The organism is Streptomyces sp. NPDC090994 (assembly GCF_044768905.1).
Taxonomy (GTDB): Bacteria; Actinomycetota; Actinomycetes; order Streptomycetales; family Streptomycetaceae; genus Streptomyces.
Window position 1 is genome coordinate 18,925 of sequence record NZ_JBIVWS010000033.1, and the last position, 23,415, is coordinate 42,339.

Genomic DNA, 23,415 nt, shown 5'->3' on the forward strand with positions numbered 1-23,415 from the left:
TGCTCCGGTCCCGCCGAGCTCGACCGCATCGCCGTCCAGGTCGACCCCGCGCCTGCGGGGATGCTCCGTGGAGCCCTGCCTGGTCGATGCGGCCCCAGTAGTCGACCCCGCGCCTGCGGGGATGCTCCGGACACCTCGGGCAACGGGCCGACTCCGCGCCAGTCGACCCCGCGCCTGCGGGGATGCTCCGACGTTCTTCACCATCACGGTCCCCGGGTGGGCGTCGACCCCGCGCCTGCGGGGATGCTCCGGCGCAACGCGCCGCCACCGCCAAACGCCGTTCGTCGACCCCGCGCCTGCGGGGATGCTCCGCAGCTGGTGACGGTGCCCTTGGCCGGGGTGCCGTCGACCCCGCGCCTGCGGGGATGCTCCACCACCTCGTCCCGACCTGACGGAGCATCACGGGTCGACCCCGCGCCTGCGGGGATGCTCCGGCGCCCTGGCGGCATCGGCTGCATGCCGTGGTGTCGACCCCGCGCCTGCGGGGATGCTCCGTCACACCAGCCCCACAGGGGCTTGGGAGTGGCGTCGACCCCGCGCCTGCGGGGATGCTCCCCCGTTCGACCCCCACCGCACCGTGCACACCCGGTCGACCCCGCGCCTGCGGGGATGCTCCGTACGCCGGCGGCCGCGACTGGATCGAGCCGCAGTCGACCCCGCGCCTGCGGGGATGCTCCGCCACGCTCCTCGGAGCGCCGATCGCTGACGACGTCGACCCCGCGCCTGCGGGGATGCTCCGCAGTCCCGCGCGGCCCGCACGCTCGCTGCGGAGTCGACCCCGCGCCTGCGGGGATGCTCCGATCTCCGTCAGTGTGGGAAACGAGCTCGGCACGTCGACCCCGCGCCTGCGGGGATGCTCCGACCGTCTACCTCACGGACGCCACCTGGGAACTGTCGACCCCGCGCCTGCGGGGATGCTCCTCTGGGCTGGGACTGGGGCGTCACGTACCCGGCATCGGTCCCGAGCCCGCGGGAATGCTCCGCGAGCGCACCGCCCTCGTCGTATGCGCCGTCAGTCGACCCTACGCCTGCGGTGATCTTCCGCAAATGCAGGCCAAGAAGCTGGCCGTGCTGATGTCGCACCCTCATCTGCGGGGGAAGTTACGTGGAGGCGCTTTGATCCGGCTGCGCGATAGGGACAGCGTTTAGAAGGCACTTGGCCTATCATGGTCCGCACCCACTCTGAGCTGCACTTATGCACCGATGTGACGGTGCGTCAGTACGGCTGGGGGACACATGGGGGAACCGCTCCGCTTCCGGCAAGTCGGGGGATCCCATCGGCGATATAGCATTGCCCGCAGTATCTTCACACGACTCGGGGTTGTTGTGGAAACAATCCCTCCCTCTCTCGGCGTTGATGCTGGCGAGTCGAGGAGGGGAAGGTGTCGGGCCTGAAGTTGTTCCATGTCACCGGTAGCGGCGTGACGGAGGTCGCGCCGCGTCTTGCTGAGGTTGAGGCCGATGTGCAGGGTCTCGTCGAGGCGAACATGGCGGCGTTGCTGGGTGTCAGGTTCCTGGCGAGCGAGTACAGCACTGGGCCGGTCCACGGTGGGCGTATCGACTCGCTGGGGGTGGATGAGAACGGGGCGCCCGTCGTGGTGGAGTACAAGCGCGGCGTTGACGCCGGCGTCATCCATCAAGGGCTGTTCTACCTGAGCTGGCTCGTGGATCACCGGGCCGAGTTCGAGCGCCTGGTCCGCGACCGGCTCGGGGGTCCGGCCGCGGCCCAGGTGCTGTGGAGCAGCCCGAGGTTGATCTGCGTCGCCGGGGACTTCACCCGCTACGACGTGCACGCGGTGCGCGAGCATCGGCGCAGCATCGACTTGGTCCGCTACCGGATCTTCGGCAGCGATCTGCTCGGCCTTGAGACCGTAGCCTCTGTCAGCGGTAGGCCGCAGGCGACGCGACGGTTGCGCCAGCAGTCAGCCGCGCCGGGCGCGGACGATGGCCAGAGCGCGGTGCTCGACGAGTTGGCGCGGGCGCTGGACGAGACGCTGCTGGGCCTGGGTGAGGGAGTGAACAGCGTTCAGCGCAAGACGTACCGGGCGTATCAGCGGCTGCGGAACTTCGCGTGTGTCTGCCCGCCGCAGAGGACCAAGCTCCTCGTCTACCTCAAGGCCGACCCGGAGGAGGTCGACCTGGTACCCGGATTCACCCGGGATGTGAGGGGGCTCGGCCACCACGGCACGGGCGACTTGGAGGTGCAGTTGCGTACTCTCCGGGACTTGGACCGCGCGCAGGAGCTGTTTCGCGTGAGCTACGCGGCGGCCTGAGCGACTCCTATCGGGCGTCGGCGTCGCGCGCGTGATGTTCGGTTCGAATCGCTTCAGGCGGTTCCTTCCGGCGTCGGGGCAGGGAGTGGCGGTGGACCATCAATGATGCGCGGGATCGCCGGTTTGGCCAACCGGCGATCCCGCGTTATGTTGCGCCCTTTGTGACGGGCGGGACATGGCGACTGCCCGCCTGGCGGTGGACGGTTCGGCGGTTCGGTGCTCAGTGGTCGTGTCCGGCGTACTCACTGTGCGAACCCGTCGGTGGTGCCTGGGTCGGATAGACCGCGCGGCTGGGGTGCCGGGGCTCTCGGCCGGCGGAGCACGGGAACCGGTGATGTGCGGGTCGTGCGGTGCGTCTACCGGCTGGCCCGGCGGGAGAGTCCGGCGGGGGCAGGGGCTGGCCGCGTGAGGGGAGTGCGGCTGTGGGCTGGGCCGTGTGGTGCCGTGGGTGGGGCAGGGATGGTGCTCCGACGGCGAACGGTGAGGAACGGGCCTCCCTCGGCGGTTGGGTCCGTGCTGAGGATGTGGTCGCCGGAGCGCAGTTCGGCGGCGGTGATACGTACGAGGCTGTGCTCGGCCGGTGCGTCGGTGTTCGGTGTCCAGCCCAGGCTGGTGAGCGCGGCTTCCAGCGGCAGGTCGTACTGCTCCATCTGATAGCGGAGGTTGCCGGCCGGTATCTGTGTGTGGCGGCCCCAGTCCTCCAGTCCCATGCTCATGCCGAAGGCATGGTGCGGCACACCGGTACCCAGGGTGGAGCGGGACTGCGGTTCTTCGGTGATGGCCTGTTCCGGGCCCCAGCCCTGGGCCAGGCGCCGTCGCATGGTGGTGACCACACACCGTGCCCGGGGGTCGACCGCCCAGTGGTGGAGAGTCTTGGTCTCTCCGAACGCGGTGACGGGCAGGGCGAAGTCGGCTCCTTCGGCGCCCTTCTCCAGAGCGTCAGTGAAACTCATGCCCGACTTCATGATGCGGTTGTAGAGCGTGTGGTACTTGATGCCGGTCTGCTCTGCCCAGCCGCGAAGCGTCAGGGTTCGCTCGTTGTAGGTGAACGCCATGTCCGGCTTCTCATGGCGGGCCCTGGTGATGGCGTCGGCAGGGTCCCAGCCCAGGGCCAGGCGCGTGCGCAGGGCCTCGCGGCCCACTGCGCACCGCTCGTCCGCTGCCCAGGCGGTGAGGGGCTTGGATTCGCCGAAGGCGGAGATGGGCCCGCGGGCGAGTTCCCAGTTGTAGCGGTCGGTGCGCCGGTCCTTGGGCCAGCGGCGCCGCCTGTTCCGCTTCTCGGTGTCAGGGTCGGTCATGGTGGGTCGGCTCTCCGGGGTCGTGCTGTCGATCACGTCGGCGTCCGCCAGTGGTCACGGCGGTGGAAGGTGGGGGTGTGTTCTGTGCGCCTTGAGGCGCTGGCATGGAGTGCCGGCGCCGTACGACGGCAGCTGGCTGAGCTTCTGCGCTGGGTGGCATGGAGGAGTGTCACGGGCGCCGGCCGGCTGGGCGGGGGCCGATGGCAGGCGGCAGGCCGGGCGGGGTGGTCTTGCGGCGGGCTGGGGCGGGGCGTGCCGCCGGTGTCGTGCGGATGCCGGTTCCGTGGGCGAGGTCTTCGGCGAGGGTGGCCAGGAGCGGGGCGGGGGTGTAAGGGGAGGCGTGGATGGCCCAGGTGGGGCGGTCGATGCTGGGGCCGGCCCAGAGTGTCCAGGTGGGGAGGTTGCGGGGGTTCTGGGCGGCGAAGGCGTCGAACTGGATGCCGGCGTCGCGCTGGGTGGTTTCCCAGCGGATGAAGCGTCCGTCGACGGTGTGCTTCCAGCCGGCGTCGTTGAGGGGCCGGGTCGCCTGGGAGACGGTCTGCTCGGTGACCGGGCTGCCGACGGCGCACTCCCAGGCGTCTCCGTCTGCGAGGCTGATCAGGAGCGTCTGCAACAGGGGTTCGGGTGTGGAGCCGGTCAGGGTGAGGTGCCACATGCGGTCGGAGACGGGGGTTTCGTAGGCGGCGAAGGTCCAGGCGGTCTCGCATGAATCGGCTTCGTGGACGAGTTCGGCCCGCAGGGTCTGTGACTCGTGGATGAGGTGGGTGGTGTCGTCCGACCAGGTCCGCCACTTTTCCCAGTCGCCGTGCTCGTTGACGAACGTGTCGAGGGCGGCGTCGTGGTCGGCCGGGTCGGCGGCGTAGGCGGGCACCGTCTCGGTGCGCTGGTCGGACGGTTCGGTCTCGGTGAGGCCGGGGGAGTGCAGGGGGCTGCGGGCTTCGTCGGCCTGGCGCTCGGCGTCGGTGGCGGGAGCGGGGCCGGGGCGTACCGCGTCGCCGTGGAAGCGTTCGAAGTCGGCGCGGGCTTCGGCCGATGTGTTGAAGGTTTCCGCGACGGTGCGCAGGTGGTTTTCGCCGTGGAGGGTGACGCTGCTGCCGTCGCGGTAGGAACCGACGGCGTTCATGTTGTGTCCGTCGTGGGCGTGGGCGTGGATTTCGAGACGGCCGTGGCGGATGTCGTCGTAGATCTTCTGGGCCTCGTTGGAGACCTCACGGATCTCCTGGCGGGTGCACCAGGGGTAGGGGTAGTTGGCCCAGGTCCATTCTTCGTCGATGGCCTCGCGCAGTCCCGGCGTGATCTCCACGGTGATGTGCTCGGCGGCGAGTGCCTGGGCGGCTCGTTCGGCCCAGTACGGCTCCTCGTGGTCGATGCGGGCCATGACCATCGTGCCCTCGGCCACGGTGACGAAGCCGCGGACACTCAGGTGGGCCTGGGCGATGTGCTGGGCGGTGCCGGTGACGGTGGCGACGACGGCACTGGAGTGGCGGGGGTGGGTATCGAAGCGGACGTGCGCGTCGATGGAAGGGGTGGTGCTCACGTTGGGCGTGGTTTCCTCTGCCGGTGGCCGGCCTTGCGGGGGCGGCCACCGGCGTGTTCGGGGTGTGGGTTAGCGGGGTGTGCGGGCGGGACGCGCGGCGGTGGTGGTCGGCGGGCCGGCGCGGGTGGAGGGCGTGGGGCGCGGTTGTTGCGCAGGGGGCCGTCCGGTGGCGTGCTGCCAGCGCGTGCGGGTGGTGCCGAGATCGGCGAGGGCCCGGCGGGTGCCGACGACGAGCTGGAAGGGTGTGGTGGCCGGGTCGTCGGCGTATGCCTGGATGCGGCGGCCGGTGTGGTCGGCCGTGGCCAGGAGCGAACGCCGCAGTGTCCGCTCGGCCCAGTGCCCGAGGGACACCGCCGGTTCGGCCAGGAGACGCAGTACCTCGCCGGGTTCTGTGCCGTGGTCGGGCAGGCCGCGCTGCTGGGCTTCCCACAGAATGGTGACGGGGTCGACCGGCTCCTGGCGGCGGGCCAGGGCGGCCAGGCACTGCCACAGCCCCGCGTGCAAGGGGTGGGTGAAGTCGTCGGGGACCAGCCACCCGACCGACTCGATGTCTTGAGGGCAGGCGGCTGCCGTCGCGAGCAGTACCTGTTCCTCCTCGATGGCCTCGGTGAAGCCGGGGGCGGGGGCCGGCGTTGGTACGGGGGTGCGGGGAAGGACACCGGCGCGCGGCGGGAAGCGGGCTGCGATGTCGTCGACGACCGCGGTGAGAGTGTCGGCCTCGGCGAACACCGCCTGGACGGGGTCCGGAAGGGAGGCGTCGTGCACGGTCTGCACGAGGTGCTCGGCGGCGGTACGCAGACGCCGGCGGGCGTGCTCGGCCTCGACCATCCGCGCGTAGGCGGGCGCGTGCCGCGGCCAGGGGCAGACCTGGATGAGGGTGTGCAGGTAGGAGGCGGTCAGCCCGCGCACCTGCTGGTTGGCCGAGACGAGGACCTGGTCGAGCCAGGTCGTGTTCTTGGCGTGCTCGGCCGGGTTGGGGGCGGGCAGCGTGCTGATCGCGGCGAACAGGGCCGAGTGCACGGCGGTGGAGAACGAGCCGGCGGCGATGCCGGTGATCTCGCCGAGACGGTGGGGTTCGAGGAGAAGAGCGCCGAGGAGGGCCTGCTCGGCATGGAAGACCGGCCGCGGCGCAGGAATGGTGTCGGCCCCGTCGTGCTCGTCGGGGAGGGGAGGGCGGGGCATCAGGCTGCCAGGGTGAAGTCGTCGGGGAGGAGGGGGATACCGAGGTGGGGGGCGAGGAGGTGGCCGGCGAGCAGCGGGGGGACGGCGTTGCCGATCTGGGAGAACTGCTGGCCCTTGTTGCCGGCCCAGGGATAGTCGGAGGGGAACGTCTGCAGGACGCCGGCCTCCCGGGCGGTGATCCGGATCGGAGCGGGCGCGGCCGGGGACACGGGCTGGTTCCCGGGCTGGTTCGCGGTGGGTTCGGCGATCCAGGTGCACTCGTTGGCGCGGTGCCCGAAGAACAGCGTTCCAGCGGGCTCGTCCAGCGGCCGGACGGTGGCCTTGGCCTGGTTGTTGCTGCGCAGGGACCACTTCCAAGTGGCCTTGCCGGCAAAGGCGGGGGCCGTGCTGTCTGTGTCGGAGTCCGGGCGGGCGCCTTGGGGGGAGGTCCGGTCCGCTTCGCGCGTCTGCGGTGAGAGGAGCGCGTCGGTGGGGGTGTGCTGGGGGCGCCACAGCCTGCGGTCGCGGGCGGTCAGCAGGGTCTGGCGGGAGCCGGAGGGGAAGGGTTCGGGGCCGCCGCCCGGGCCGCCGCCGGCGCACACGGTGGGCACGGGACGGTCGGTGGCGCCCCAGCCGAGGGCCTCGGCCATGCTGACCCACCGGGCGCGGCCCGGCCCGAACAGTGATTCCGGCTCGGCGCGTTGCGCGTGGGTGGGCTCGGGCGGCTGGGCGGTGCGGACCCGGGAGGCGATCAGGATCGCCCGCCGTCTCGTCTGGGGGACGCCGTAGTCGGCCGCGTTGAGGATGCCGGTCCACACCGAGAATCCCCAGCGGCGCAGGACGGCCGCGTACTGCCGCCACAAGGGCAGAACATCGGGGACTTCCTCCATGGCGACCCACTCGGGCTCGCCCACCGTGTTGAGGGCGTGGAGATAGCGCATCGGCTCGGCCGCCAGCAGGGAACGCTTGTCCCGGCAGGCAGTGAGCAGCTTTGCGCGGGTGTCCCGGCCGGCGGAGAGGTCGGCGACGGCCTGGTGCACGAGCGGCTGGTCCACCAGCCCGAGGCGCTTGCCGGCCATCGACCACGCCTGACACGGGGGACTCGCGATCAGCCCCCGGGTCCGGCCCACCCACGGCCACACCGGATACAGCGCCACATCCGTACGCAGCGTCAACTGCCCCGCACGCACACGCGTCTTGCAGGCCCACTCGTCCCACTCCAGGCCGATGTCCCGCACGCCGAGGACGGACAGCGCGTGGCTCCATCCACCCGGACCCGCGAACAGATCCAGGATCAAGAAGCCAGCCCGAAGTCGTCCCGGGTCGGCGCGGCGTCCTCCGTCTGTCCGCGGCAGGCCCATGGGGAGCAGCCGTCCGCGACGCCCTGCTCCAGCTCCTCCATGTCGGCGCCGTCGGGCAGTTCGTTTTGGCGGGCGGCCCACTCGGCGGCGGTGACCCGCAGGATCGGTATCCCGGCGGGTGCGGCGATCGTCTTCTCCAGCCGGTCCAGATGCTGGTAGACGGCGCGTGGTTCCCAGCCGGTGTCGGCGAAGACCGCGTAGTCGGCTCTGGGGAGGATGCCGTTGGCGGAGAGGGCGAGCATGGCGCTGGACTGGACGCCGGCGCCGAGGGAGATGCAGATGAGGGTGGGCGTGGTGGTGATCGAAGACTTCCTTGCGGGTGCGGGTGCGGGCGGTGGGCGCTGTCAGCGGCGTGTGCGGGCACTGGGGGTCGCGGCCGGGGCGGGGACGGGCCGGGCCGTGGGAGGGCCGGCTGGCAGGGGCTCAGCGATGACCGTGCTGAGGACGGAAAGGCCCAGGGGAGTCAGGCGTACCCGGTCGCGGGGCTGCCCGCCGGAGTAGAAGGGCGGCGCGGACGCGGCGTCGCAGGTGACCAGGCCCTGGGCATCGAGGCGGCGCAGCATGTCGGTGTCCACCGAGTCGGTGCGGTCGTGGCTGCCGGCTTCGTAGTGTCCGGTGACGGCGACGTGGCCGCGGGCGATCATGAGCAGGGAGCGGCGCTGGGCCCCGTCCATGCCGGGGACCGTGGTGTGGGCGTGTGCCTTGGCGGGCAGCCGGTAGGCGAAGTGTGTGGTGGATTCCACGACGGTCGCGGGCGCCAGGGCGGTCAGTTCACGGGCCTGCCGTACGTGCTGGCCGAACCCGCGGCGGCGGTCAAGGCGTGCGGGGGCGGCATCGTCCGTGGGGAGGGACTGCTGGGCGGAGGTGAGGTAGCGCGTGGCCCCGCTGGTCAGGTAGGCGGTCTGCTTGAGCCTCACGACCGCGCTGGGAACCGGCTCGACGGGTGCCAGCCGCTGTTGCCGGACCGCCTTGACGCAGGCCAGCGCCTCGCGTTCCAGACGCCGGGCGGAGGACACGTAAGCGTCCGGGGCGGGTGCGGCAGTCCCTGCCAACAGGAGGTCGATCCGGTCGTTGTGCTCGGTGTAGAGGCCGGCGAGAGCCAGCAAACGCTCCACCAGCGTCGGCGCAACGGGCACCTCCACATCGAACATGGGGGCGGGGTCGGAGGAAGGGGAGGCTTTCATTCGTATGGTTGGTCTCCAGGGGCGGGTTGGATTCAGGGAAGCCGCGCGAGCCGTCACCGGCCATGCCGCAGATTGGGGGATGACGGGATGTGTGCAGTGGCCCGAGTGCTGGCTGTCCCGACCGGGTCGGACAGGGCCAGGGAGCGTGTGCCAGTGGACGCGCTGTTCGGCTCCCCGGCCGTGGCCAGAGCGATCAGCTGCTGGTCCTCGCGCTGGGCTGCTGCTGACGCCAGTCGGCGGGACAGCCGCTGCGCGACGGCACGGTAGGTGGTGGCCGCCCGGTCCAGCTCATCACCGGCCCGCCGCAACTGATCACGACTGGACGCCGCAGTGGAGTCGGCGTCCTCGTACAGCAGGATTTCGGTGCGGTGGTGGATGGCGAGGTTGCACAGCGTGGCGGCGAGCGAGATCTGGGAGCAGGCACCGGCGAGATGGGCGAGGTTCTCGGCACCGCCCATTGCCAAGGCGTACTGGCTGGTGGACAGGTCGTGAAGTTGCCGCGTGCAGCGCATCGCCAGCTCCTGTATGCTCAGGCCGATCGGCGCGATCTCCCGGACAGGTTTGGCGATCTCACCTTCGCGTACCGCTGCACCACTGCGCGTAGTTCTCAACGCAAGAGCGACTTCGCCGAGGAGACGGGTGTGCTCGGCCATGTTGGCTATGTGCACGTCGGACAACTCCAGTCGAAGCGCCGTGATATCGGCAACGTGGCTTGGAGCAGGCCGGTCGCACCGGCTCACGGGGCCTGCCACAGGAGCCGGGCGATGCGATCCGTCCCGCGGTCGGCCCTGGGGCGAGAAGCGGTGTGCCAGCCGGCCCGGGGCGGCCTGCTGGCGATGACACGCCAACCGGCCCCGCGCAGGGACGCGCCACTCTCGCCGTCCTGCGTGTAGGTGATCAGCCGCCGGTAACCGAGAGCCTTCGCTGCCCGCCACGCCGCCCCGTAGAGCATCGAGTTGGCGTTGCGCGCGCCGTCGCTGGTGGTACGGGTGACCTCCAGGGTGCTGCCATCATCGAGGTGGCGGGCGACGGGCCGGCCCACGATCGCGACGGCACGCAGGGTGCCGGTGGGGTCGGCTGCTCCGACGGCGAAGATCTGCCCGGGCGGGGGCGGGTGATGCCGGTGCCAGACACGGACGAAGTCCTTGGCCTCCCGGGAGCGGACCGGCACCAGGTGCAGACCTGTTCCGCTCGCAGGAGTCTGGCTGCAATCGGGGCGATGGGAGGCGGATATTGAGGGAGACAACGCGTTCCTGGTTCGGAGTCGGAGCGGGGTCAGCGAGGCCGGGCGGAGCCGTGCCCCTGAGACGGCGGGTGGTGCACTGCCCGGACGGGGCCGGGAGTCTTCTGGGCCGGCGAGGAGGGCCGTGGGGGCGTCCGTCGGCACACGTTCAGTCCGGGCCGGTCGGCGGCCTTTCGGTCAAGGACCTTGTGAGGGTTCGCGGAAGCTGCGGGTTCAACGCTGTCGGACACTCGGTCGACCTGGGGACAGCTTCGTGGGGGCACCTAGTGACGTAGCGGCGGGGCGGCGCCGGGGCGGGCGGCGGGTGGTGGGTGCGAGGCTCTGGAAGTGGGCGAGCGCCGCGGCAAGGGCTTGGTGACCGGCGCTGGTGAGGTGGTAGCGGTCATGCAGGACCAGTGGGCACGGTTCGCGCTGGATGAGGCCGCGCGATGTCAGGGCGCGGATGGTGGCGCCGGTGACGCGCAGGTTGTCGCCGGGAGAGACGTGAAGTTTGTCGAGGTGCCGGTTGTGCGTGATCCGGCCGGTGGCGATGGCCCGTAGCGTGGCGTGCTGGGTGGCCGAGAGTGACGGTGGCCGGTGATCCGGGCCGGGGTGTTGCTGGTGCAGGGCTCGGGCGAAGGTGCCGGCGAGACCGAGGCAGTCTTCGGCGCCCAGAGCGGTGAGCTGCTCGGCCCGGACGATGTGCCAGCCGACGTCATGCGATTCCGCAGGGTGCTGGTCTGAGGGTGCCGCTGCATCTGGACCGCCGGACAGGGATGTGCGGGGGGTGTCCCTGAGAATGTCCGCGGCGTGCAGGAGATGGTCGGCGGCGAGCACGGTCAGCGTGGCGAGTTGCACCAGTCGGTCGAGGCCGGCGCGGATCATCGGTGAATGGTGCAGATGGGGCATGGTTGCCGCCGAGTTCCGCACGTCCAGGGTGCGGCGGGCCAGGGTCTGCGTGCGGGTGATGTGCCGTACGAGAGCATCGGCTGGTTGGGGACCGTCCAGGAGTGTGCCGGACTGCAGGACGTCGTGGTGGCGGATGAAGTTGTCGCCCAGAAGCAGCAGGTGCTCGGGCTGGAAAGGAGTGGACGTCATTTTTTTCCGGATGCTGCGGGCGCCGCGTCACCGGCGGTGGCGCTGGTGGTCGGCGAGCCTGGTGAGGGCATGGTGGACGTGTGGGTTGATCGCTGCCCTGCGGATGGGGGTGATGACCACGTTGGTGGAGCGCTGCACGAGGTGGGGCAGGTCGCCGTACGTGCGCTCGACGGGGGTGTCCGCGACCAGGTGCGCGAAGAACTGAACGACGAGGCGGGAAGGAACGGCGCGGGTGAAGGCGGCGGTCCACTGTGTGTCGAAACCGTCGAACAGACTGCTCCTGATCTGCCAGCGGAGCTGATCGTCCGGCTGATCGGTGAGGGAGCAGTGCCCGTCTGCGGACGTGTAGGTCGTCGACCGCTCGCCACGGGTCCGGGTCCAGCCGCTGAAGTCCGCGGTCTGTGGACGGCCGGTTGCTGTGAGGGAGATACGGTCCGCATGTCGGCGGTCGCCGAGGATGCGGGGCAGGGACTGGGTGACGGCGGCGATCGCTTCGATCGGCGTCTGCCAGCTGAAGCGGGCCTGCCAGTACGGCTCGTGGTGGATGACTCGCCACCACACACCCTGCGTGTCGGTCGGGTCGAAGTCGACGCGGAGGCTCTGGCAGGGGCTAGCCAGGGTGATGTGTCCGGTGTCCGGATCACGTGTGTGGTGCCAGTCGAAGAGGTTGACCAGCGGTCCTAGTACTGCAACGGTGTTTGTCCTGACTGGTGGCCAGTTGTCATGGGCTGTGTCCGCGTCGTTTGTAGTGGCTGATCCGAGCCTGGTGTTGTCGTCTGCGGCGCCATGTGGACCAGTGGAGGATGTGGCCGGTCGGGGTGGGGCGGCGGTCGGTGAGGCGGGCGATCAGGCGTCTGATCTCGGCGAGGCTGAGGTGGATGAGCTGGGAGGATCCGTTTCTGCTTTGTCCGCATCCAGTTGGCGGGCCCGCAGGACGGTCAGGCAGGCGTGGGCGGCCATGGCGAGGGTCATGTGGCGGTGCCAGCCGGGGTAGCGGCGGACCTGGTAGTCGTCCAGGCCGCACTCCTGCTTCGCGCTCTGGAAGCATTCCTCCACCGCCCATCGGCTGCCGGCGACCCGGATCAGCTCGTCCAGGGTGGTGCCGGCGGGGCAGTAGGCGATGTAGTAGGAGATCTCCTCGGGCCGGCGGACGCTGCGGCGGGCGATCACCCAGTGCCTGCGGTCCGGGCGGTGCCAGGGCCGCACCTCGACGCGCGCCCAGTCGAAGACCCGCCGGCCGTGGGCTCCCTCGCCGCAGGAACGGCGCTTCCATTTCTGTCGTGCGAGGCCGTTGAACAGGTCGTGGACGGGGTGGTCGATCGCCCAGCGGGTGACGACGGTGTCGTGGCGGGTGGTGGCCATGACGTGGAAGATGTCGGCCTGCTCGAGTTCGAAACGCCAGCCCTTGCTGAAACCGTATGCGGCATCCGCCGTCACCCACCTGAACGGGACCCGGCCGGCGACGGCCCGGCGGACCATCGCCTTGGCGATGGCCACCTTTGTCTCGAAAGCGACATCGTCACCGATGCCGGCCCGCCGGCAGCGTTCCCGGTCGTCCGTCCAGGAGGCGGGCAGATACAGCCGGCGGTCGAGCAGTGTGCGTCCACGGCTCGTGGCGTAGGCGAGAAACACTCCGACCTGGCAGTTCTCGGTGCGTCCCGCGGTGCCGGAGTACTGCCGCTGGACCCCTGCCGAGCGGATGCCCTTCTTCAGGAAGCCGGTGTCGTCGACGATCAGGACGGCGTCCTCGCCGCCGAGGTGTTCGACGACGTAGTCCCGTACGTCGTCCAGGACCTCGTCGGCGTCCCACTCAATGCGGTTCAGCAGCCGGTGGATACGGTCAGGACCGCTGTGTCCGGCCTCCTCCGCCAGCGTCCAGCCGTTCTTCCGCTCCAGCGGAGCAACCAGCCCACGCATGTACGCCAGCGCCGACTGACGAGGTTCCTCCCGGTTGAACCGGTGCACGAACCGATCATGCAGCGCATCCAGTTCACCCGCCCACGACCTGACATCAGCAAGGTCCCCACCCATGACCTCACCAACGAACGAGTTGGTGAGCAGTCACGGCAAGCACCGTTGCAGTACTAGGGCATCACTGATCCGGTCCAGGCCCCCGCCGGCCAGGTGACGCGGGGAAATCAGGACGCGGTCGGACGGTGCGAAGCCGTTCATCGTGCTCGCCGTATCGTCGCAGTGCTGGCGGGAACTGCCTGGACGGGGGAGGCGGAGGGCTTGTAGGCGGCGATGGCCTGCCGTCCTGCCTCGGTGACTACGAGGCGCTGCCCCACGAACAGTGACGTCGAGGTGTCCACCGTGACCAGCGAGTGCTTGGTCAGGACCGCCAGCGTGGCCTGATTGACGGTACGGCCGTTCCCGTCCATGGCCCGGGAGTTGACCGACCGGATCGAGCTAAAGACCTGACCGCCCCCCTGGGACAGCCGGACCAGGGCGTCGTACTGGCTGGCGGAGAGCTTCACCGGCGTAACGGCAGGCTGCTGCCCGGGATGTTGCTGGAGATCCCGGGGAATGCCACGGGCGAGGTAATAGCAGCTGGTGAAGGCGTGCTCGAGATGGTGCGCGGCCTCGGCGAGGTGCTCGGCAACGGTGTTGGACGCTGCTGCGTGCTGGACGGCCTGGTCGGGCGAGGATCTGGGATAGGGCGCTCCCTGCGCCGGGTTTTCGCTGAGGGCGGCGGCCAGGTCGCGGGCGGCGGTGGCGCCGGCGTGGACGACCGAGGCCATCGCCTCCAGCGAGGGACGGCTGCCGGGAACTGCCGTGTACTGGCTGCCCGCGAGGGCGTCCAGACGCTCCAGGGCACGCTCAACGAGCGCGTTGGTGGCGACGATCACGGTGGTGATCTTCTGCTGGGCGTCGGGGCCGGGCTTCGGACGCAGGTGGAGAACATCGCTGTGCAGGTCCTCGAAGTCGCTGCCGAGGGTCCGCAGCCGCGTGACCTCGGTTTCAAGGTCGATGGGTTGCATAGGGCTCCGAGTGGACACGTGGGTGGTCAGCGGGTGCGCCGGGCGGTCTGGTGTGTGGGGGGTAGCACGGGCGCGGCGTCGGGGCGGGGCGGTGCCGGTGGGATGTCCTTGACGGTGGGGATGCCGAGGTCGATGTGGGCGCTCACGCCGTTGCCATCCAAGTGGTCCTCGGCGCTGGCCACGGCGCTCAGCGTGGTCCGCTCGCTGAGGGCGTCCGGCAGCAGGTAGTGCCTTTTCTGATCGGTGAGGAGGAAGCCGTGCCGGACGAGGACGTCGTGTGCCGCGTCGGTGGTGGCGGTCGCGGTGACGGCGCCGTTGGCGAAGCTGAAGACCACGCCGGGCGGGTTGTGGCCGTTGTCGTGCTGGCGGGTGGTCCAGGCCAGGTCGATGATGTCGTGGGTGTGGGCCATCAGCTCGTGCGCCGCCACGCCGGTTCGCTTGTCGGCCTCCTCGGCGGTGACGGGCCGCAGGAGGTAGACGGTGCGGCCACGGTGCCGTCGGGCGGTGAAGCCGGCGTCGGTCAGTATGAGAATGGCCGGGGGGATGGGGTGGTTGAGGACGATGAAGGTGTGTCCGTCGCCGGTCGCGCCGATGAAGATGCCGTGGTGGTCGGTGAGTGCCATGCTGCTTTCTGCGGGCTGGTGAGGGATGGTGGCTGGGTCATAGTCGCTTCGCTGAAGGGGGAGGGCTGGCGACGGTGCGGGCAGTCGACGGCCTCGTGCGCGGCCGGCCGGCCCCCTGCTGGCGCGGGGGTGGTGGCCACGGTTTGGCCGCCGGTTCCGGCTCCGATGCGAAGGAGCCCAGGACGGCGAAGACTGCCGAGATATGCCTGGTGCAGGCGAGTGCCTACTGGTTCGTCGTGCGGTGGGTGACTGCCCGCAGCGTGACAAGGTCGTCGCCGTTGCCGCATGTCAGGCAGCAGCGGTGTGCGGGGTTCCAGTCGTCAGGAACATCGTCGATGTGTGGCATGAGCGGTTTCGGTCAGGGGGATCGATGTGCTGGTGTTCGCGGCAGGCGGCTACGCCGTGTGCGCCTTACCGGTGGGGAATGCGTGGTCCAGGTGAGCGGTGCGGGGTCACGCGGCTGTCCCGAAGTCGGACTGCTTGGCCACGGCGCGGGTGGTGATCGCCTGGGAGGCCCGGGCGGAGGCGGCGGACAACTCGGCGGCGCCGGGTTCGAGGTACCAGGGGCGCAGGTCGAGCATGGCGGCGCGCAGGCCGGTGGCGAAGCACAGCGCGGTGCCCTTGGGCAGGGCGCGGATCGCGTCGGCGGGCAGGATGCGTTCCTGCCGCATCGACACGGAGGTGGACTTGCCGGATTCGGAATGCGAGGTGGAGGTGGTCTCCACGTCGTGGTCGCCGATCAGCCGGGAGAGCTTGTCGGCGAAGTCCGGGTCGTCGATGCCGGAGCCGATCACCTTCACCGTGGACGCTGACCACATGGCGTCCATGCCCGCATCCCCCCATACCTTTTGGCCCTGGCGGTAGGACTGCAGGATCGTGATCGGGATGATCCCGCGTGACCCGAGATGCGAGTACAAGTCCGGAAGATCAGAAATCTTGCAGACGTTGGCGGCCTCGTCCAGGATCGCGAGCATCGGCGGGTCCAGGCGTCCGCCGGCCCGCTCGGCCTGCGCGGTGGCCGCGCGCATCACGGAGTCCGCGCACGCGGCGATCAGCGCGGAGGCGCCTCCTCCGCCGTCCTTCGACAGCAGGTAGAGGGTGTCGCCGGAGGTGACGAACTCACTGGGCCGGAACTCGGGGACGTCTTTCTGCGGGGTGACCCAGGCGGCGATCTCGCTGTTGAGGAGGGCGGCGGCGTACTGGCGGGCGGTCTCATAGATGCCGTCGCGGGTCTCGGGCGGACCTTCCACGGTGCCCTTGAGCTGGGCGGCGACGGCCGCGAATCCGTGATCGCGCAGAACGTCCAGCGGCGCACGGTCGGCAGGGAAGGCCAGCCACTGCATCACGTCGGTGATCGGCCGCTCGTCGAGTGCGGCGGCGAGGAAGAGCTGGGAGAGGATGTTGGAGCCGGCCTTGGACCAGAAGTCGCCCTGCTGGGAGGCATCCACGGACGCGGCGAGGAAGTGCCCGGCCAGTCGGCCCGCTCCGTCGAGGGTCTTGGCGTCGGCCAGCGGGTTCCACCACATCTGGCGGGCGGCGTGGGCGATCTGCTGCGGGTCCATCGACCACACCCGCCCCGCGGCGGCGCGGGCGTCGAGGGTGGCGGTGTAGGCGTCACCGGCGGCCTTGTTGGAGGTGAGCAGGACCGGTCCGGGGGCGGCGAGGATGGACGGGATCGCCAGGGACGTGGTCTTCCCGGACCGCGGCGCCATGATCGCCACGGCGACGTCCTCGTACCCCATGCGCACCTCGTGCCGGGTGCCCTGGAGGTTGCCGAGGAGGATGCCGGTGTCCTTCGCGGCGATGTGCTTGGCGGACTTCAGACTTGGCCGCAAGGAACGGGCCTTGGTGGTGATGGCCTTGGCCATCAGCGGCTCGATGTCCTTCGCCTTGGCCATTCCGGTGATCTTCTTCTTCCGGCCGCCGCCGCTGGTCTTGTGGCGGGAGAACAGGACGCCGGCGACCGCTCCGAGCGCGAGGAGCACGGTGACGGGGACGATACGGGCGCCGATCAGCAGGGCCGTCGGCCCGGTGCCGGGCCAGAGCTGATCAGGGTGGAGCAGGGCGGTGGTGGGCTGGTAGGGCGCCCAGTCGTGGCCGGTTACCCAGGCGGTGATGTTGCCGGACAGCCAGGCGAGATGGGACAGGGGAACGACGACGGCGAGGACGCCGAGGAGGATCCGGAAGGCGACGTCGTACCCGTCGCTGGAGGTGTTGGAGGCAGGACGCAAGGGGGAGGGGGCTTCTCCGGATAAGAGGGCAGAGGCGATGCTGGGTCAGCGGGTGCGGCCGTGGCCGGCGGAAGGGTGGGGTCGTGCCGGCGCTGCATGAGCGGCACGGTGGGAGGCGAGGGCGCGAACCCGGTCCTCCAGCGCGGACGCCAGGGCCTCGGCGGGGATGTCCGGGGTGGTGAGGTTCATGCGGGCGCGCGCCAGATGCGGCACCTGGGCCGGTGCGCGAACCACGGCAGTGTTGCTGGAGAGTGCGCTGGTCAGCAGGGTGACGAGATGGGCGGGTGTGTTGCCGCTCAGGTCGGCTCGCCAGAAGGCCGGCGCGATGGGGGAGGGGGCTGTCCTGATGGCCCATGAATCCGTTCGGTCGACCCGGACGAGACCGTCGGGCGAGACGAAGGCATCATCTGCCGGTGCTTGCCATCCGGCTTTCCGCAGCGGCTCGAACGGGTCGGGAGCCACGGCCGGCCGGCACGGGGAGGTGAGGGCGTCAGTGAAGGCCGCGACGATCTCCACAGGCGTACGGGCACCGAAGCTGGCGTACCAGGCCGGCTGGTCCGCGGTGCGGGCGTGCTGGATGGTCCACCACGGCCCGTCCGCCTTCGGCTCCAGCCGCAACATCGCCTTCTGGTCGGGGCTGGACAGCAGGACGCGCGGCAGCAGCGGGTCAGTGCCGTGACTCCACCCGCAGGCCCGGTGCAGCGGCACGGTCACCCAGGCCGGATCGCCGCCCCCGGCCAGATACAGAGGGGACACGGAGACCATCCGCACCGTGCCCGCCGGCTCGGGCGCGCTCATCGGCGCACCTTTGAGGCCGGTGCTGGCAGCGGCGCCGCAGTCGGCCGGGGGGCCGGAGGGGAGGTGTGCCGGGCCGCGCGGTGTATCTCGGTCAGTGTGTGGCCCTGGTCGGCCCAGTCGCGCAGGTAGCTCCAGGACTCGGCGTGGTAGTCGGCGAGGGCGTCGTCGTAGGAGGGGGTGCCGGGGCCGGTGCCGACGGGGAAGCTGTCGCGGGTGCTCAGCCAGTCCTGGCGCAAGGCGTCGAGGTGGTCGAGGGCGTCACGCAGAACACCGAGCTGGTACACCCATCGGCTTTGCACCGACGTGGCTGGGAGCTGGGGCAGTTGGGTCTCGGCCGTGGTCAGCAGGTGGCGGGCGGAGTCGTGGATGGTGTCAAACGCGGCGGCGGTGTCGGCATCGCGCTTGCTCTGGCGAAGTCCGTAGGCGTCGGCGTCGTGGGGCCAGCCGTCGAGATCGGTGTGCTCGTCGGAGTACGCGTCCCAGGAAGCCAGGATCATGTCTGCGTCGCGCTGGTAGCGGTCGAGGCGGCTCAGGGCCTTGCGATGCTCGGGAGAAGTGCGGGAAATGGCGAAGTCCTATGGGTTCGGCGTGAGGGGGCTGGTGGGACGGGGCGGGTCACCGTCGCAGTGGAGCCGTGCCGGTCCGGTGAGCCGCGGCCGGGGCGGTGGTCAGCCGCTGCCGGCGGCGGGCGACGCGGTCCTGCGCCGTGATGGCCTTGATCCTCTCGGTGTGGGCGGTGACCACCTGCTCGGGCGAGAGTCGGCTCGGTTCCTGCACGGCGCTGTAGTGGCCGGTCCGGTCCAACTTCCCGCGCTGCAGAGGGCTGGTGTCGGTCAGCGCAGAGATGAAGGCGTTGACCAGGTGGGCCGGGGTGTCCGCGTGGAAGCGGGCGTGCCAGATCCGAGGGCCGGGATAGGCAGTGTCACCGGATTCGTGGGTGTCCATGGACCATTCCGGGGCGTCGTGGAACTCGCTGGGCGGACGGTGCTGGATGACACACCTGCCGTCGCTGGAGCGGGCCGTGCCGTCCTCGGCGCGGGCCCAGCCCGCGGCCTCCATCGTCTGCCACGGTTCCGGTGGTTCGTCGGGCGGCGGGGCGATGAGGGCGTCGGTCAGGCGGGAGATGACCTCGGCGGGGACCAGCGCCCCGAAGGAAGCTTGCCAGTACCCGCTGCCGAAGCCCACCGACGAGAGCTGCCACCAGCTCGCCACGTATCCCGTTTCCGGGGTGAACTGCAGGCGGTGACGGTGGTCGGGGCTGGCAAGCACCAGGTGGGTGTCCAACGGTTCGTTGATGCGGGTCCATCCGGCGGCGGCGAGGCCGTGCGTGACGTGCCGGGCATCACCGGGGCCGGCCAGGTGGCGGGGACTGGTGTCGAACGGGATCTGCCCGGCGTGCTTGGAGGCGAACTCGGCGAGCTGCCGTTCGCTCACCGGCACCGGCAGCACTCCGGCGTCGGGCAGCCATCGGCGCCGGAGCACTCCGGCTCCGCGAGGAGGGAGCGCAGGTCGTCCAGGACGTAGTGCAGAGCGTGCTGGTCGCTCTGCTCCCACGCGGCGCTGCGCAGTTCGGCGACCAGCAGGCGAAGCGCGGGAGCGCGCGGGGTGTCCGGGTGGTCGGCGATGACGCGGGCCAGCGCGCGCAGGGTGTCGCCGAACTGCACGGGAAGACCGGTGTACTCGTCGAGCAAGGGCTCGACCAGCGCGAGGGCCTCGACGGGGTCGGGGGCGTCACGGAGGTGTTCGGTGAGCTTGGACAGGGTCTCGGTGGCGTGGTGGATGTCGTTGACGGTCAGGTCGGGCACAACACTCCTGAAGGAAGGGAAGGGGGTTCAGCGGCGTGCGCGGGCGCGGGCGAAGGGGGAGCGGGCGCGGCGGGGTGCGGCGGACGGCGGGTGGGCCGGCCAGGTGCGGGCCCAGGTGGCGGCGCGGGCGGCGGTGACCCGGGCCTGCTGCCAGGCGCGGAGCTGCCAGGGCAGGACGGACACGGACGTCGTGCGGATCCGCGTGCTGTGCGGCACGCGTCCCCGGGGACGCATCACGGGCTCGGGGCTGGCGAGCGCCGTGGCAAACGCCGCGACGAGGTGCAGCGGGATGGTGGCGGTGAACTGCGCGCTCCAGCCGTTTCCTTGCTGGTCCCGCGCGCCGGACCACCACACGGCGTCGCCCGTCTGGCCCTGGCGGAAGTGCAGCCACGCCGCGCCGTCAGGGCTGGTCGCGGTGAAGTGCCGGTCATCGAAACCCGTCTTCCAGCGCTGCCCGGCCAGCGGTGCCCACGCGTCGGGGGCGTGCGCGGAGCGTGGCTGGACGAGGGAGTCGGTCAGCGCGGCGACGATTTCCACGGGAGTCTGCGGACCCAGCACCGCCTGCCACGGCGCCTGCTGCCCCTGCGCCGCACTGTGGATCGTCCATCCGCCCGGCTGCGCGTACGGGTCGTAGGAGACGCGGACGGTCCGGTCCGGGCTGCGCACCGCCACGGGACCGCCCTTCTTGGCGATGTCCTGCCAGCCGGAGGCCAGCAGAAAGGCGAACACGTGACGGACGTCGCCGCCGCCGGCCAGCGCGCGGGGCTCAATCAGATAGTGCTGCTCAGGCTGCTCGCCCGCTGGCCGGCCCGGCCACCGTGTGCGCTTCACCGGCGCCGCCGTACAACGAGTGGCGCGGGCACCGGGAGCTTCGCCGTTGCAGCGGCGGGCTGGGCGGCGACGCGTTGGAGGGTGTCTTGGTGTTCGTCCAGGTCGAGGGAGATGTCGTACAACTCGTTCGAAGCCCGGCCCAGAGCGAGCCATACCTCCGCGGGAAGCGCGCCTTGCTCTGCCTGGTCCTTGGCGAACACGCTGCCGGTGGCGACGAGGTGGGTGACGCCGGCGAGGACTCCGGCGTCCGGGTCGAGAACGCGGGCGATGACCTGAGCGGCCTGGGGCGGGGCAAGCTGAGAGAGGTGGTCGGCGAGCTGGCCGAGCCGGCGGGTGATCTCGTCGGCCAGTCTCACCGGGTAGGTGGCGGGGTCGGACATGTTCCTCCGGGGCGGTGGACGATCGGTGGTGGCGCCTGTCGGCACGCTGCGTCTGGGCTGGACCCGTTTCCGGACGGCCGGCCGACGAAGGGGTGGCCGGGGCCGGTCGGGATGCAGGCGCGCAGATAGCGGCGGAAGAGGGCTGTGGCGAGCCGGGGCTTGAGCCGGGTGCTCATCGGTGGGGGTATGCGCGTTGCTACGGGTTTCTCCGGGCATCGGGTGGGGCGGTGGGCGGCCCCGGCGAGGTGCCGGGCCGCCCGGGCTCACGGCAGGCGGCGGGCCGGTGCTGGGGGCGAAGGAGTGCGGACTGCCGGGTCCCGGCTGACTCCCGGGACCCGAGGCGGCACAGGCCACGCCGCCCACCGTGGCGGCGTGCGGGAAGAGGATCAGTCTTTAGGTGCTTCCCTGATGGTTCCGGACGGCTTGTGGACGTTGACCGGGGTGCCGAAGTCGGAGTAGGCGACGTCGGTCATGTCCTCGCGGGAGCTGATCTGCGCGACGAGGTACGGCTCGCCCGTCACGGCCGCGTACCACTTCACCGTCTCGCCGTTGGCCTCCATGACGACCGGGACCACCTGCCGGCCGTTCAGCGTGGTCACCGCTCCCTTGGTCACCTTGGTGCTCGCGTCGAGGTTATCGGGGGAGGTGAACGCCTCGGTGTGGCAGTAGGAGGTGAGGGACTGGACGAAGCGGCTGTCCAGCGTCCCGTGGTACCACGTACCGGCATGCAGCAGGTTCTCGCCTGCCTCGCTGTTCAGCCACTTCGTGAACGCGGAGTCCGGCTTGATCCACGCCTCGTCGTCCTTGAGGACCAGGCGGTAGGAGCCGATGCCGGTCACCTTCACGGTGCCGGTGCACTCGGTCGCGGAGACCCACAGGTCGCTGGAGGCGTTGCTGCGGGACATCCGCTGACGGGAGCTGCCGGCGTCGGCGTTGGCCGCGTTGCTGAGGGCGTAGATCTGGGTGGCGGTCTTCGCCTCGACGCCGTTACGGGCCACGCTGGGCGACGGCGTGGCGGACGACCGGGGCGGCGCGGAGCTGTCCGCGGACTTGCCGGAAGTGGCGGTGTTGGCGCAGGCGGTGAGCGACGTCAGCGCCGCGGCACAGACGATCGCGGCAGCAGCACGGTGAGCGGACGAGAAGAGCAAGAACTACCTCGCTGAGTGGGGAAGGGGGGAAGGCGATGAGCAAGGGCCGCTGTCACCCGCGGGTGCATCAGCGGCGACGGGGCCGCGAGGGCGAGGAGTACGCGGCAGGTGCGGGAACCGTCCTGCCGTGGGCCGGCCGCGGGGGCGTGCGCGCGGCCTGGTTGCGGGCGACAAGCACTTCGTGGGCGGAGTCGGCCAGAAGGTCCATCGTCTCCACGAGCCGGTCGGCTGGAGCCGTTGCCTGCCCTGCGGCTTCCAGCTGCCGGGCCCAGGCGAGAGCGGCGCGGACGACGGCATCGCGCAGCAGCGGCATCAGGCCCTGCCTGGGTTCGGCCATCTCCGTCAGGACGGCGGCCCGTCTCCTCGCCGGTTGTGGCCTGGGAGGCCAGCTGTCCGAGCTGGGTGAGATAGCACCCGGCGGCCCGGCGGTCAGCCTCAGGTGTGGCCAGGAGGTCGAGGGCCGGGTCCAGGTAGACGCTGTGACCTGTGGACAGCAGAGCGTGGGACGCGGCAGTCGCCTTGCGACACTGCTGGTCGAGGGGGCAGATCGTGGGGCAGCCGGTGATAAAGGACCGAGGGGGCCGGGCACGTCGAGGAACCCGTGCCGCTGCAGCACACCGGCCTCCTCCTCGGTGCCGCCGAGTGCGACGACCAGCCGGTGCGCACGTCCTTGACGATGGTGACGTACTGCAGCGGCCAGAAGTCGGGCTCTGCCCGCTTCACCGGAACCGGGCCGTACGGGTCACGGCAGCCGTGGCCGGCGGGTTGGTCGGCGCGGTGACGGCCGGCGCGATCCGGCCCGACGGGTGCTGCAGCGCCACGGTGATGCCCTGGGCGCCGAGCTGCTGGCCGATGCGGTACACGGCACGGGCCTGCGCCCTGGTGTCGTCGGCCGCGAGGGTGTGGACCCCGGTCTGTTCGTCCTTGACGAAGCCGTTGTCGGTCAGCACCGCGGCTGCCGTCTCACCGACGGGAACGGCAGCAAGCGCGCCGTCGCTCTGCCAGGTCAGCACGACCTGGTCGGGCCGGGAGGGGTGGATGCCGGGCGCGGCATTGTGGCGGGCCTGGGCCAGAGCGCTGTCGTAACGGCCGAGGAGATCACCGGCGACCTGCTCGGCGCCGAGGAACGGGTCGTCGGCCAGAGCGATCCCGTTCGGCTCGCTCACCCCCCGGTACGCCTCGTCGGGCAGGGCGCGCGGGGCGACGGCAGCGATGAGGAACCCGTCCTGGCCGTCGTGCCGGTCCAGGACGGCGAGCTGGGCGCCGTCGGAGCGGGTCAGCACGGCGGCATGCCCCAGCGGGTGCTCGGCCAGGGCCTGGGCGACCAGGTCCAGGTCCCAGATCCGGTCGGTCAGGTCGGCGAGGTCGTCCTTGTCCTCGGGCAGGTGGTAGGTGCTGGTCCAGGTGCCGGGCAGTTCACCGGCGAGAACGTCGGCGTAGGAGGCCAGGCGTTCGGAATCTTCCAGGTCGTGCATACAGATCCT

At 70.9% G+C, this 23,415-nt stretch carries 24 protein-coding genes and 1 CRISPR repeat array (1 of these 25 only partly in view); of the genes, 1 reads left to right on the top strand and 23 read right to left on the bottom strand.

Going from position 1 to position 23,415, the window contains the following annotated elements:
- Window positions 1-983: a CRISPR direct-repeat array (repeat unit 28 nt; unit sequence GTCGACCCCGCGCCTGCGGGGATGCTCC) (it extends 693 nt beyond the left edge of the window).
- 399 nt (window positions 984-1,382) lie between these two features.
- Window positions 1,383-2,273, top strand: a complete 891-nt coding sequence (locus ACIQR3_RS35525; protein ID WP_403545345.1) for a DUF5655 domain-containing protein — start codon at window positions 1,383-1,385, stop codon at window positions 2,271-2,273.
- A gap of 356 nt (window positions 2,274-2,629) precedes the next feature.
- Here the strand turns inward: ACIQR3_RS35525 and ACIQR3_RS35530 are convergent, their stop codons facing one another.
- From ACIQR3_RS35530 to ACIQR3_RS35640, 23 genes are all read right to left on the bottom strand, one after another.
- A complete protein-coding gene (locus ACIQR3_RS35530) occupies window positions 2,630-3,571 on the bottom strand; it encodes a hypothetical protein (protein WP_403545347.1) in 942 nt (313 codons plus the stop codon).
- 169 nt (window positions 3,572-3,740) lie between these two features.
- On the bottom strand, window positions 3,741-5,108 hold the full coding sequence (locus ACIQR3_RS35535; protein WP_403545349.1) for a DUF317 domain-containing protein: 1,368 nt from the start codon (window positions 5,106-5,108) through the stop codon (window positions 3,741-3,743).
- A gap of 69 nt (window positions 5,109-5,177) precedes the next feature.
- Window positions 5,178-6,290: a DnaB-like helicase N-terminal domain-containing protein gene (locus ACIQR3_RS35540; RefSeq protein ID WP_403545351.1), complete on the bottom strand. Its 1,113-nt coding sequence runs from the start codon at window positions 6,288-6,290 to the stop codon at window positions 5,178-5,180.
- Window positions 6,290-7,567: a DNA cytosine methyltransferase gene (locus tag ACIQR3_RS35545; RefSeq protein ID WP_403545353.1), complete on the bottom strand. Its 1,278-nt coding sequence runs from the start codon at window positions 7,565-7,567 to the stop codon at window positions 6,290-6,292. Before ACIQR3_RS35545 ends, ACIQR3_RS35540 begins: the two co-directional genes overlap by 1 nt.
- Entirely contained in the window at window positions 7,564-7,872 is a 309-nt protein-coding gene (locus ACIQR3_RS35550; protein ID WP_403545422.1) for a hypothetical protein, read from the bottom strand. The genes ACIQR3_RS35545 and ACIQR3_RS35550 overlap by 4 nt, the downstream gene beginning before the upstream one ends.
- Before the next feature lie 102 nt (window positions 7,873-7,974).
- Window positions 7,975-8,781 (bottom strand): hypothetical protein, encoded by an 807-nt coding sequence (locus ACIQR3_RS35555; protein ID WP_403545355.1) that lies wholly within the window; start codon window positions 8,779-8,781, stop codon window positions 7,975-7,977.
- Window positions 8,782-8,867: 86 nt separating this feature from the next.
- Window positions 8,868-9,467, bottom strand: a complete 600-nt coding sequence (locus ACIQR3_RS35560; protein ID WP_403545357.1) for a hypothetical protein — start codon at window positions 9,465-9,467, stop codon at window positions 8,868-8,870.
- Window positions 9,468-9,550: 83 nt separating this feature from the next.
- Entirely contained in the window at window positions 9,551-9,985 is a 435-nt protein-coding gene (locus ACIQR3_RS35565; protein WP_403545359.1) for an XF1762 family protein, read from the bottom strand.
- Between the two features lie 285 nt (window positions 9,986-10,270).
- On the bottom strand, window positions 10,271-11,134 hold the full coding sequence (locus tag ACIQR3_RS35570) for a hypothetical protein (protein WP_403545361.1): 864 nt from the start codon (window positions 11,132-11,134) through the stop codon (window positions 10,271-10,273).
- A 27-nt stretch (window positions 11,135-11,161) separates the two neighbouring features.
- Window positions 11,162-11,809, bottom strand: coding sequence for a DUF317 domain-containing protein (locus ACIQR3_RS35575; RefSeq protein ID WP_403545415.1), 648 nt, complete (start codon window positions 11,807-11,809; stop codon window positions 11,162-11,164).
- 171 nt (window positions 11,810-11,980) lie between these two features.
- Window positions 11,981-13,165, bottom strand: a complete 1,185-nt coding sequence (locus ACIQR3_RS35580; RefSeq protein ID WP_403545362.1) for an IS701 family transposase — start codon at window positions 13,163-13,165, stop codon at window positions 11,981-11,983.
- A gap of 137 nt (window positions 13,166-13,302) precedes the next feature.
- Window positions 13,303-14,115 carry a hypothetical protein gene (locus tag ACIQR3_RS35585; protein ID WP_403545364.1) on the bottom strand — a complete coding sequence of 271 codons (813 nt, stop codon included), beginning with the start codon at window positions 14,113-14,115 and terminating at the stop codon, window positions 13,303-13,305.
- A gap of 26 nt (window positions 14,116-14,141) precedes the next feature.
- On the bottom strand, window positions 14,142-14,738 hold the full coding sequence (locus tag ACIQR3_RS35590; protein ID WP_403545366.1) for a hypothetical protein: 597 nt from the start codon (window positions 14,736-14,738) through the stop codon (window positions 14,142-14,144).
- 452 nt (window positions 14,739-15,190) lie between these two features.
- Entirely contained in the window at window positions 15,191-16,969 is a 1,779-nt protein-coding gene (locus tag ACIQR3_RS35595) for a TraM recognition domain-containing protein (RefSeq protein ID WP_403545367.1), read from the bottom strand.
- Between the two features lie 45 nt (window positions 16,970-17,014).
- On the bottom strand, window positions 17,015-17,767 hold the full coding sequence (locus ACIQR3_RS35600) for a DUF317 domain-containing protein (protein ID WP_403545369.1): 753 nt from the start codon (window positions 17,765-17,767) through the stop codon (window positions 17,015-17,017).
- The gene (locus tag ACIQR3_RS35605; RefSeq protein ID WP_403545371.1) at window positions 17,764-18,264 is read right to left on the bottom strand and encodes a hypothetical protein; all 501 of its coding nucleotides are present in this window, start codon (window positions 18,262-18,264) and stop codon (window positions 17,764-17,766) included. The genes ACIQR3_RS35600 and ACIQR3_RS35605 overlap by 4 nt, the downstream gene beginning before the upstream one ends.
- Before the next feature lie 118 nt (window positions 18,265-18,382).
- On the bottom strand, window positions 18,383-19,249 hold the full coding sequence (locus ACIQR3_RS35610; RefSeq protein WP_403545372.1) for a DUF317 domain-containing protein: 867 nt from the start codon (window positions 19,247-19,249) through the stop codon (window positions 18,383-18,385).
- Entirely contained in the window at window positions 19,198-19,572 is a 375-nt protein-coding gene (locus ACIQR3_RS35615) for a hypothetical protein (RefSeq protein ID WP_403545374.1), read from the bottom strand. Before ACIQR3_RS35615 ends, ACIQR3_RS35610 begins: the two co-directional genes overlap by 52 nt.
- Window positions 19,573-19,599: 27 nt before the next feature.
- Window positions 19,600-20,403, bottom strand: a complete 804-nt coding sequence (locus tag ACIQR3_RS35620) for a DUF317 domain-containing protein (RefSeq protein ID WP_403545376.1) — start codon at window positions 20,401-20,403, stop codon at window positions 19,600-19,602.
- On the bottom strand, window positions 20,400-20,783 hold the full coding sequence (locus ACIQR3_RS35625) for a hypothetical protein (protein WP_403545377.1): 384 nt from the start codon (window positions 20,781-20,783) through the stop codon (window positions 20,400-20,402). Before ACIQR3_RS35625 ends, ACIQR3_RS35620 begins: the two co-directional genes overlap by 4 nt.
- 386 nt (window positions 20,784-21,169) lie before the next feature.
- Window positions 21,170-21,931: a hypothetical protein gene (locus tag ACIQR3_RS35630; RefSeq protein WP_403545379.1), complete on the bottom strand. Its 762-nt coding sequence runs from the start codon at window positions 21,929-21,931 to the stop codon at window positions 21,170-21,172.
- 67 nt (window positions 21,932-21,998) lie between these two features.
- Window positions 21,999-22,268, bottom strand: coding sequence for a hypothetical protein (locus ACIQR3_RS35635; RefSeq protein ID WP_403545381.1), 270 nt, complete (start codon window positions 22,266-22,268; stop codon window positions 21,999-22,001).
- 382 nt (window positions 22,269-22,650) lie between these two features.
- Window positions 22,651-23,406, bottom strand: coding sequence for a hypothetical protein (locus ACIQR3_RS35640; protein ID WP_403545383.1), 756 nt, complete (start codon window positions 23,404-23,406; stop codon window positions 22,651-22,653).
- Between the last annotated feature and the right edge of the window lie 9 nt (window positions 23,407-23,415).